This window comes from Acidisoma sp. (genome assembly GCF_035492295.1).
Classification (GTDB): domain Bacteria; phylum Pseudomonadota; class Alphaproteobacteria; order Acetobacterales; family Acetobacteraceae; genus Acidisoma.
In genome coordinates this window covers 1-8669 of the sequence record NZ_DATJJK010000132.1, presented here as the reverse complement: position 1 = coordinate 8669, position 8669 = coordinate 1, and the positions used below count along the sequence as shown (strand labels likewise).

At 65.8% G+C, this 8669-nt stretch carries 10 protein-coding genes and 1 tRNA gene; 9 read left to right on the top strand and 2 right to left on the bottom strand.

The window, feature by feature from the left end; genetic code table 11:
- Positions 1 to 234: 234 nt before the first annotated feature.
- Positions 235 to 320, bottom strand: a tRNA-Leu gene (locus VL752_RS09420).
- Positions 321 to 413: 93 nt separating this feature from the next.
- On the opposite strand from VL752_RS09420, the gene lipB reads away from it, so the two are divergent.
- The 9 genes from lipB (at position 414) to VL752_RS09375 (ending at position 8297) form a co-directional block, all read left to right on the top strand.
- On the top strand, positions 414 to 1070 hold the full coding sequence (lipB, locus tag VL752_RS09415; protein WP_325354470.1) for a lipoyl(octanoyl) transferase LipB: 657 nt from the start codon (positions 414 to 416) through the stop codon (positions 1068 to 1070).
- 114 nt (positions 1071 to 1184) lie between these two features.
- Positions 1185 to 2534: a preprotein translocase subunit SecY gene (gene secY / locus VL752_RS09410; RefSeq protein ID WP_325354468.1), complete on the top strand. Its 1350-nt coding sequence runs from the start codon at positions 1185 to 1187 to the stop codon at positions 2532 to 2534.
- A complete protein-coding gene (locus VL752_RS09405) occupies positions 2531 to 3217 on the top strand; it encodes an adenylate kinase (RefSeq protein ID WP_325354467.1) in 687 nt (228 codons plus the stop codon). The genes secY and VL752_RS09405 overlap by 4 nt, the downstream gene beginning before the upstream one ends.
- 149 nt (positions 3218 to 3366) lie before the next feature.
- Complete coding sequence (rpsM, locus tag VL752_RS09400) at positions 3367 to 3744, top strand: 30S ribosomal protein S13 (RefSeq protein ID WP_325354465.1); 378 nt, start codon at positions 3367 to 3369, stop codon at positions 3742 to 3744.
- A 101-nt stretch (positions 3745 to 3845) separates the two neighbouring features.
- A complete protein-coding gene (rpsK, locus tag VL752_RS09395; RefSeq protein ID WP_325354463.1) occupies positions 3846 to 4238 on the top strand; it encodes a 30S ribosomal protein S11 in 393 nt (130 codons plus the stop codon).
- A 95-nt stretch (positions 4239 to 4333) separates the two neighbouring features.
- The gene (locus VL752_RS09390; protein ID WP_325354461.1) at positions 4334 to 5353 is read left to right on the top strand and encodes a DNA-directed RNA polymerase subunit alpha; all 1020 of its coding nucleotides are present in this window, start codon (positions 4334 to 4336) and stop codon (positions 5351 to 5353) included.
- A gap of 64 nt (positions 5354 to 5417) precedes the next feature.
- Complete coding sequence (gene rplQ, locus VL752_RS09385; RefSeq protein ID WP_325354459.1) at positions 5418 to 5849, top strand: 50S ribosomal protein L17; 432 nt, start codon at positions 5418 to 5420, stop codon at positions 5847 to 5849.
- A gap of 94 nt (positions 5850 to 5943) precedes the next feature.
- Positions 5944 to 7317 (top strand): replication-associated recombination protein A, encoded by a 1374-nt coding sequence (locus VL752_RS09380; RefSeq protein WP_408863079.1) that lies wholly within the window; start codon positions 5944 to 5946, stop codon positions 7315 to 7317.
- Entirely contained in the window at positions 7314 to 8297 is a 984-nt protein-coding gene (locus VL752_RS09375; protein WP_325354457.1) for an RluA family pseudouridine synthase, read from the top strand. Before VL752_RS09380 ends, VL752_RS09375 begins: the two co-directional genes overlap by 4 nt.
- A 39-nt stretch (positions 8298 to 8336) precedes the next feature.
- On the opposite strand, the gene VL752_RS09370 is transcribed toward VL752_RS09375, so the two are convergent.
- On the bottom strand, positions 8337 to 8669 hold a 333-nt coding region (locus tag VL752_RS09370; protein WP_325354455.1), incomplete at its 5' end, for an NAD(P)-dependent oxidoreductase.

Genomic DNA, 8669 nt, shown 5'->3' with positions numbered 1-8669 from the left:
AGATCGCGCTGGGTTGCCATGCGCTTGGTCGGCTCGATGGCGAGCTTCCCGGGGCGGGGGTAGCGGTGATAGTCCAGCGCCGCTTTGCGGAGATTTTCGTCCAACTTTGCCCCCCTTTGCGCCGTCGCGGCGCAGATCGCTGGGCGCTATAAGACCAAGGGTGGGGCCACGATGCAACGCGGCTCCCGGGCCGAAGCCCGGGTTACAGCCATGAATTTTTTAAGGAAAAAAGTATGGTGCGGTCGAGAAGACTCGAACTTCCACGGGGTTGCCCCCACAAGCACCTCAAGCTTGCGCGTCTACCATTCCGCCACGACCGCATCGTGGGCGCCGCGATATAGCCAATGATTGAACCGGCAGCAACCGCCTCCGTGCGGAATGACACACGCGCTGGGGTGGACTCAGATGCGCGTATGCAGTGGAAGCTCGACGAGGAGCGCGTCCCCTATCCGCAGGCGCTCGCGGAAATGGACCGTCTGGTGCGGGCGATCCGTGCGGGCGACGAGCCGGAGCGGGTCTGGTTCATCGAGCATCCGCCCCTGTATACGGCCGGCAGTTCAGCCAAGCCTGAGGACCTGCAGGACCCTGGCCGCTTCCCCACCTTCGCGGCCGGGCGCGGCGGGCAATGGACCTATCACGGGCCCGGCCAGAGGGTCGCTTATGTCATGCTCGACCTCGAGCGGGCGCATGGCACGGTCCCGGCGCGCGACCTCCGCGCCTATGTCCATGGGCTGGAGGAATGGGTAATCCGCACCCTCGACCGCTTCAATATCCGCGGCGAGCGCCGGCCTGGCCGCGTGGGCATCTGGGTCGCGGACCGGGTGGCCGGGACGGAGGCCAAGATCGCCGCCATCGGCGTGCGCGTGACCCGCTGGGTCTCCTGGCATGGCATGGCCATCAATCTGGAACCCGATCTTGGCCACTTCGCAGGCATTGTTCCTTGCGGCATCCGCGAGTATGGGGTGACAAGCCTCCATGCGCTTGGGATTGCAGTGACCATGGCTGAACTCGACGCGGCCCTCGCGGCAAGTTGGGCGGAGGTCTTCGGCAGCGCCCTGGTCAGGGGTTGACGGACAGAGCCCCGGCGGCAGTGCCTGCGGGGTCGCGGTGTTGGTGTTGAGAAGACGCGCGACGGGTGCCGGCAGGGCCCGGTCTCCGACGCGTCGCATTGATGGGAACCTGGGATGGCCTCGGCGGCCGAGCAACTTGCGGCAAATCTGAACTTCGGCACCTTTGCCAAGGCGACCGAACTCAAGAAGCGTATCTGGTTCACCCTGGGGGCGCTGATCGTCTTCCGGCTTGGCACCTATATCCCGGTCCCCGGCGTCGACCCCGCCGTCATGAGCCAGCTCATGACGCGCAACGGCGGCGGCATCCTCGGCATGTTCGACATGTTCTCGGGTGGCGCCCTCGGCCGCATGACCGTCTTCGCGCTGAACATCATGCCCTATATCAGTGCGAGCATCATCATTCAGCTCATGGCTTCCGCCATCCCCTCGCTGGAAGCCATGAAGAAGGAAGGCGAGTCCGGCCGGCGCCGTCTGAACCAGTATACCCGCTACCTCACCGCGATCATCGCAATCTTCCAGAGCTACGGCATCGCGGTCGGCCTGGAAGGCATGCGCGGCAGCCTTGGCCCTGCGGTGGTCGACCCCGGCCTCTTCTTCCGCTTCACCTGCGTCGTCAGCCTTGTCGGCGGCACCATGTTCCTGATGTGGATCGGCGAGCAGATCACCGCGCGCGGCGTCGGCAACGGCTCCTCGCTCATCATTTTCGCGGGTATCGTGGCCAATCTGCCGAGCGCCTTCGTCAATCTGCTCGAACTTGGCAAGACCGGCGCGCTGTCGCCGATTTTCGTCATTGCCTTCATCGTCGGCGCGGTCGTCATCATCGGCTTCGTGGTCTTCATGGAGCGCGCCCAGCGCCGCATCATCATTCAGTATCCGAAGCGCCAGGTCGGCCAGAAGGTCTATGGCGGCGAATCGAGCCACATGCCGCTCAAGATCAATACCTCCGGCGTGATTCCGCCGATCTTCGCAAGCTCGATCCTGCTCATCCCGGCGACCATCATCGGCTTCTCCCATGCCGGAGCCGGCAGCCCGGCCTGGGTGCAGTGGCTCGCGGGCTCGCTCGGCCACGGCCAGCCGGTCTACATGTTCCTCTATGCCGCGATGATCATCTTCTTCTCGTACTTCTATACGGCGGTGGTCTTTAACCCCGAGGAGACGGCGACCAACCTCAAGAAGCAGGGCGGCTTCATCCCCGGCATCCGGCCGGGCAGCAACACGGCCTCCTATTTCGACCGCATCCTGACCCGCCTCACGACGGTCGGCGCTCTCTACCTGGTAATCGTCTGCCTCGTGCCTGAGTTCCTGATCGGCCACTACAGCCTGCCCTTCTATTTTGGCGGCACGAGCCTGCTGATTATCGTATCCGTCACTATGGACACGGTGACGCAAATTCAGTCCCATCTGATCGCGCACCAGTACGAAGGCCTGATCAAGCGAGGCCGTGGGCGGGGGAGAGGCCGGTGAACATCATTCTTCTGGGGCCACCAGGAGCGGGCAAGGGCACGCAGGCGAAGGGCCTGCAGCTCCGCCACGGCATCGCCCAGATCTCCACCGGGGACATGCTGCGCGCCGAAGTGGCTGCCGGCACCGAGACCGGGCGGCGCGCCAAGGTGATCATGGATCGCGGTGAGCTCGTCTCGGACGACATCATCATCGCCATGCTGGCGAGCCGCATCGAGAAGCCGGACTGCGCGCATGGTTTCATTCTCGACGGCTTTCCGCGGACCGTGCCGCAGGCCGAGGCGCTGGACGTGATGCTCGAGAAGCGCGGCACGCCGATCGACGCGGTGATCGAGCTTCGCGTGAACGACGAGGTTCTGATCGAGCGCATCGCCGGCCGCTTCAGCTGCGCCAAGTGCGGCGCCAGCTATCATGACACGTTCAAGCAGCCGAAGGCTGAAGGCACCTGTGATATCTGCGGCAGCCACGACTTCATCCGGCGTCCGGACGACAAGCGGGAGGTCGTAGCAGCCCGCCTGCTGGCGTACAACCGCCAGACGGCGCCGCTGCTGCCCTACTACGAGGCGCAGGACCGCCTGCGCGTCGTGGACGGTCTGGCCGATATCGAGGAAGTCGCCGCGACCATCGAGGCCGCTCTGGAGACCCTGCCCAAGCGCCGAGTCTCCCATGCGCTCACGCAAAGTTGATCCACGGCGGTTGACTCTCAGTTAGGGGCGGCGCTATTCCGCACCTCCACCGATCGAGGGCAGGGGTCCTGGTCGGTACTTTTTCTCGGCCATATCCGGGACGACCAGCTGAACGCGCCCGAGCGTTCGGCGCTTGAGGAGTGTGAAGCGTGGCGCGTATTGCCGGGGTGAACATCCCGACCAACAAGCGGGTGGTCATCAGTCTGCGTTATATCTATGGCATCGGTCCCACCACCGCGGTGAAGATTTGCGAACAGCTTGGCATCGCGGCCGACCGCCGGGTGAACCAGCTGTCGGACGACGAGGTTCTCCGCATCCGTGAGCTCATCGACCGGGAATTCCGGGTTGAGGGCGACCTGCGGCGTGAAGTGTCGATGAACATCAAGCGTCTGATGGATCTCGGCTGCTATCGCGGCCTGCGCCATCGTCGTGGCCTTCCCGTCCGTGGCCAGCGCACGCACACCAATGCCCGCACCCGCAAGGGCAAGGCCGTGGCGATTGCCGGCAAGAAGAAGGCGACCCGATAAGGGCCTCGGCCCCTATCTTCGCCTTGCGTTGAACTCTATCCGACGCGAAAGCCGCCGAAGCTCAGCTGCGGCGGCTGCGTCATCAGTGACAGGATTGATCTATGGCGAAGCCCGCCTCGTCTCGGCCCCGCAGGAAAGAGCGCAAGAACATCAGCTCTGGCGTGGCGCATGTTGCCGCTACCTTCAACAACACGGTGGTGACCATCACCGATGCCCAGGGCAATACCATTGCCTGGTCCTCGGCCGGCGCCCAGGGTTTCAAGGGTAGCCGCAAGTCCACCCCGTACGCCGCCCAGATGGCCGCGGAAGACGCGGGCCGCAAGGCGCGCGAGCACGGGATGGAGAACCTTGAGATCGAGGTGAGCGGCCCCGGCTCCGGCCGCGAAAGCGCGCTGCGGGCCCTGCAGACGGTCGGCTTCTCCGTCAGCTCCATCCGGGACACGACCTCCGTTCCGCATAACGGCTGCCGGCCGCGCAAGCGCCGCCGCGTCTGACGGAACGCTAAGCCGTCCTGTTGCCGGATATGCCGGCCCTTTCCGTCTGATGTGGTGAGGGTCCGGCGCCCGGCTTGTTCTTTTATGAGGCGAACGTGGTATTGCAGAGAAATTGGGAATCGCTGATCAAGCCCGAGAAGCTCGAAGTCGAGTCGGGTAACGATCCCTCCTGCGTCGCCACCGTCGTGGCGGAGCCGCTAGAGCGCGGCTTCGGCATGACTCTCGGCAACGCTATCCGCCGCGTCCTGCTGTCTTCCCTGCAGGGCGCCGCCGTGACCGCCGTGCAGATCGATGGCGTGCTGCACGAGTTCAGCACCATCCCGGGCGTCCGCGAGGACGTGACGGACATCGTGCTGAACGTGAAGCAGCTCGCGCTGCGCATGCATGGCGAAGGCCCGAAGCGCATGATGCTGTCGGCCACCGGCCCCGGCGAAGTGCGTGCCGAGCAGATCCAGGCCGGCCATGACATCGAGATCATGAACCCCGATCTCGTCATCTGCACGCTCGACGAGGGCGTGAAGCTGGGCATGGAATTCACCGTGAACATCGGCAAGGGCTACGTCGCCGCTGCCGCGAACCGCCCCGAGGATGCGCCGATCGGCCTTATCCCGGTCGATTCGATCTACTCCCCGGTGCGCCGCGTTTCGTACAAGGTGGAGCCGACCCGCGTCGGTCAGGTCACCGACTATGACAAGCTGCTGCTGACGGTCGAAACCGACGGCTCGGTGACGCCTGAGGATTCGGTGGCGCTCGCCGCCCGCATCCTGCAGGACCAGCTGCAGCTGTTCATCAATTTCGACGAGCCGCAGCAGCTTCGCCTCGAGGAGCAGCAGGACGACCTGCCCTTCAACCGCAACCTGCTCCGCAAGGTCGACGAACTCGAGCTGTCGGTCCGCAGTGCCAACTGCCTGAAGAACGACAACATCGTCTATATCGGCGATCTCGTTCAGAAGAGCGAGCAGGAGATGCTGCGCACGCCGAATTTCGGCCGCAAGTCTCTCAACGAAATCAAAGAAGTGCTGACCGCCATGGGTCTCGCGCTGGGCATGAATGTCCAGGGCTGGCCGCCTGAGAATATCGAAGACCTCGCCCGCCGGCTCGAAGAGCCGTTCTGACGCACGGCTTCACACCCTAACCGCGTTTTGACAAACAGCACGCACAGGTCAAAGGACTGAAACCATGCGTCACGGTGTTTCCGGGCGGAAGCTCGGCGTTACCTCCACCCACCGCGCCGCCATGTTCCGCAACATGGCCGTCGCCCTGATCAAGCACGAGCAGATCACCACCACTCTGCCCAAGGCGAAGGAGCTGCGGCCGGTCGCCGAGAAGCTCGTGACCCTGGGCAAGCGGGGCGGCCTGCATGCGCGTCGCCAGGCCTATGCGCAGCTGCGTGACGAGACCATCGTCACGAAGCTCTTCGAGGCTCTGGCCGAGCGCTACAAGACGCGCGCCGGTGGCTATACCCGCGTGCTCAAGGCCGGCATCCGCTACGGCGATGCCGCCGACATGGCGATTATTGAATTCGTCGATCGCGACCCCTCCGCCAAGGGCCAGGACAGCGGCCCGAAGCCGGACGTCGTGACCGAGGACGAGGCGGGCGCCGAGGCGTAATCCTCCGCCGACCTTCGGGTCAGGCTATAAGGAAAGGGCGGGCCGCAGGGTCCGCCCTTTCTGCTTTTCGACGCGTCTTCTGAGGGTGTGACCTTTGGCCCGTTCTCCTGGCCCTTCCGGCGATCTCTTCGGCGCTGAGCCCAGCCACGATGTCGCGTCCGTGCCCCGGGGCCGGACGTCCGGGCGAAAACTGCGGCCGCTGGCGGATCGCCTGCGCCCCGGCACGCTTGCCGAGGTCATCGGCCAGGATCACCTCCTTGGGCCGGAGGGCACGCTCGCCCGCATGCTGGCGCGCGGCTCGCTCTCCTCCTTCATCCTCTGGGGTCCGCCCGGCGTCGGCAAGACCACGATTGCGCGCCTGATCGCGGAACAGGCCGGCCTGCTGTTCAGCCAGATATCCGCGGTCTTCTCTGGCGTCGCCGATCTCAAGCGTGTCTTCGAGGAGGCGGCGCGCCATGCCCGCACGGGCGAAGGCACCTTGCTCTTCGTGGATGAAATCCATCGCTTCAACCGCGCCCAGCAGGACGCCTTTCTGCCCGTCGTGGAGGAAGGGATCGTCACCCTCATCGGCGCCACGACCGAGAACCCCTCCTTCGCGTTGAACGGCGCCCTGCTTTCCCGCTGTCAGGTTCTCGTCCTGAAGCGGCTGGACGATGCCGCCCTCGTGCAGTTGCTCGGCCGGGCAGAGACGGAGGTTGGCCGTGCTCTGCCGCTGACGCCAGAAGCACGCGCGACGCTCGCGGCGATGTCGGACGGCGACGGCCGCTACCTTCTCAATATGGCCGAGCAGCTGTTTTCGCTTCCCGACGAGCAGGAGGCGCTCGACCCCGGGGGGCTTTCGGATCTTCTCTCCAAGCGCGCCGCGCTCTACGACAAGGACCGCGAGGAGCACTACAACCTCATCTCGGCGCTGCATAAGTCGCTGCGCGGTTCGGACCCGAATGCCGCACTCTACTGGTTCTCCCGCATGCTGGAAGGCGGCGAGGACCCGCGCTACATCGCCCGCCGCTTGCTGCGCTTCGCGGCCGAGGATATCGGCATGGCCGATCCCCAGGCGCTGGTGGTGACGGAGACCGCCTGGACGACCTATGAGCGGCTGGGTAGCCCGGAGGGCGAATTGGCCCTGGCCCAGGCGGTCGTCTATCTCGGCACGGCGCCCAAATCGAACGCGGTCTATACCGGTTTCGCGGCGGCGCGGCAGGCGGCGAAGCAGACCGGCAGCCTGATGCCACCCGCCCATATCCTGAACGCGCCGACCAAACTGATGCGCGAGCTCGGCTATGGAGAGGGCTATGCCTATGACCATGACGAGGAGGAGGCCTTCTCCGGGCGCAACTACTTCCCCGATGGCATGGCGCGGGCGGAATTCTACCAGCCGGCCGAACGGGGCTTCGAGCGCGACATCGGCAAGCGCCTCGATTATTGGGCGAAGCTTCGCGAGAAGCGTGCGCAGGAGCGCGATGCATGAGTGCTGTTGAGGAAAGAACCGTCACCGAGGACGAGGCCGATATCCGCCTCGACCGCTGGTTCCGCCGCCACTTCCCGGGCCTCACCCAGGGGGCCATCTCGAAACTCTGCCGCACGGGGCAGATCCGGGTCGCGGGCCGCCGGTCGGAGGCCAATACGCGGCTCCAGCCCGGTCAGGCCGTGCGCATTCCGCCGCCGGTGCTGGCGGTAGCCGATACTGAGCCCCCGCGCCCTGAAACAGTGGTGGATGCGCGCCTGGTGAAAGACCTGGAGCGCATGGTCATTTACCGGGACGACTGGCTGATCGTCCTCAACAAGCCGCCGGGCCTCGCGACCCAGGGCGGCCCCGGCATCACCAAGCATCTCGACGGCATGCTGGATGGGCTGCGCGGCGACATGCCGGTGCGTCCGCGCCTGGTCCACCGGCTGGACCGTGATACCTCCGGCGTGTTGCTTCTCGCCCGCACCCCCGGGATGGCCGCGAAGCTCGCCGCCTCCTTCCGCACGCGCACGGTGGAGAAGACATATTGGGCGATCGTGAAGGGCCTTCCGGTGCCGCTGGAAGGGCTGATCGACCAGCCGCTGACGCGCGTTCAGGGTCTGGGCGGCGCCCGCAGCGCCATCGCCCATCCTTCCGATCCCGATTCCCAGAAGGCGGTTACGGAATATGAGACGCTCGATCATGCCGGCCGCAAATTCAGCTGGCTCGGCCTTCATCCTCAGACCGGGCGCACCCACCAGCTGCGTGTGCATTGCTCGGCCATGGGCAACCCGATCCTGGGCGATGTCGCCTATGGCGGGGAATCGGAGATGGATACCGTGACCGGCCGCTTGCACCTCCATGCCCGCGCGCTCAAGCTGCCGCATCCGGCGGGCGGCACCTTGACGGTCGCAGCTCCGCTCCCCGCCCATATGGAAGAGACCTTCCGGCAGCTGGGCTTCGTGGCCCCCGCGCTCGAGACGCCACGTTGGAAGCGCTGATGTCGCTCTAGGGATCGGTCCGGCCACGAGCACGACGCCCTAGCCGGGCACGACGATCCGTTCGGGGGGCACCGGCCTGCCGGTGAGCCTGGCGACCACGCATTCCGCCGCATCAATGGCCATCTGCGCCATCGATCCCTCGGTGACGCCTGCCATATGCGGCGTCAGCACCACCTTTGGGTGGCGGCGCAGCGGATTGTCGGCCAGCGGCGGTTCGGGGGAGGTGACGTCGAGCCCGGCGCCCGCGATATGGCCGGAGTCGAGGGCCGCGATCAGCGCCGCCTCGTCGATCAGCCCGCCGCGCGCGGTGTTCACCAAGAAGGCGCCGGCCGGCAGCGTCGCGAGCGCCCTCGCGCCGATAACGTGGTGTGT

Excerpts from the sequence above, each read along its gene's own strand:
- secY (WP_325354468.1), top strand. The coding sequence starts at position 1,185 with ATGGCCTCGGCGGCCGAGCAACTTGCGGCAAATCTGAACTTCGGCACC.
- rplQ (WP_325354459.1), top strand. The coding sequence starts at position 5,418 with ATGCGTCACGGTGTTTCCGGGCGGAAGCTCGGCGTTACCTCCACCCAC.
- lipB (WP_325354470.1), top strand. The coding sequence starts at position 414 with ATGCAGTGGAAGCTCGACGAGGAGCGCGTCCCCTATCCGCAGGCGCTC.
- rpsK (WP_325354463.1), top strand. The coding sequence starts at position 3,846 with ATGGCGAAGCCCGCCTCGTCTCGGCCCCGCAGGAAAGAGCGCAAGAAC.
- VL752_RS09375 (WP_325354457.1), top strand. The coding sequence starts at position 7,314 with ATGAGTGCTGTTGAGGAAAGAACCGTCACCGAGGACGAGGCCGATATC.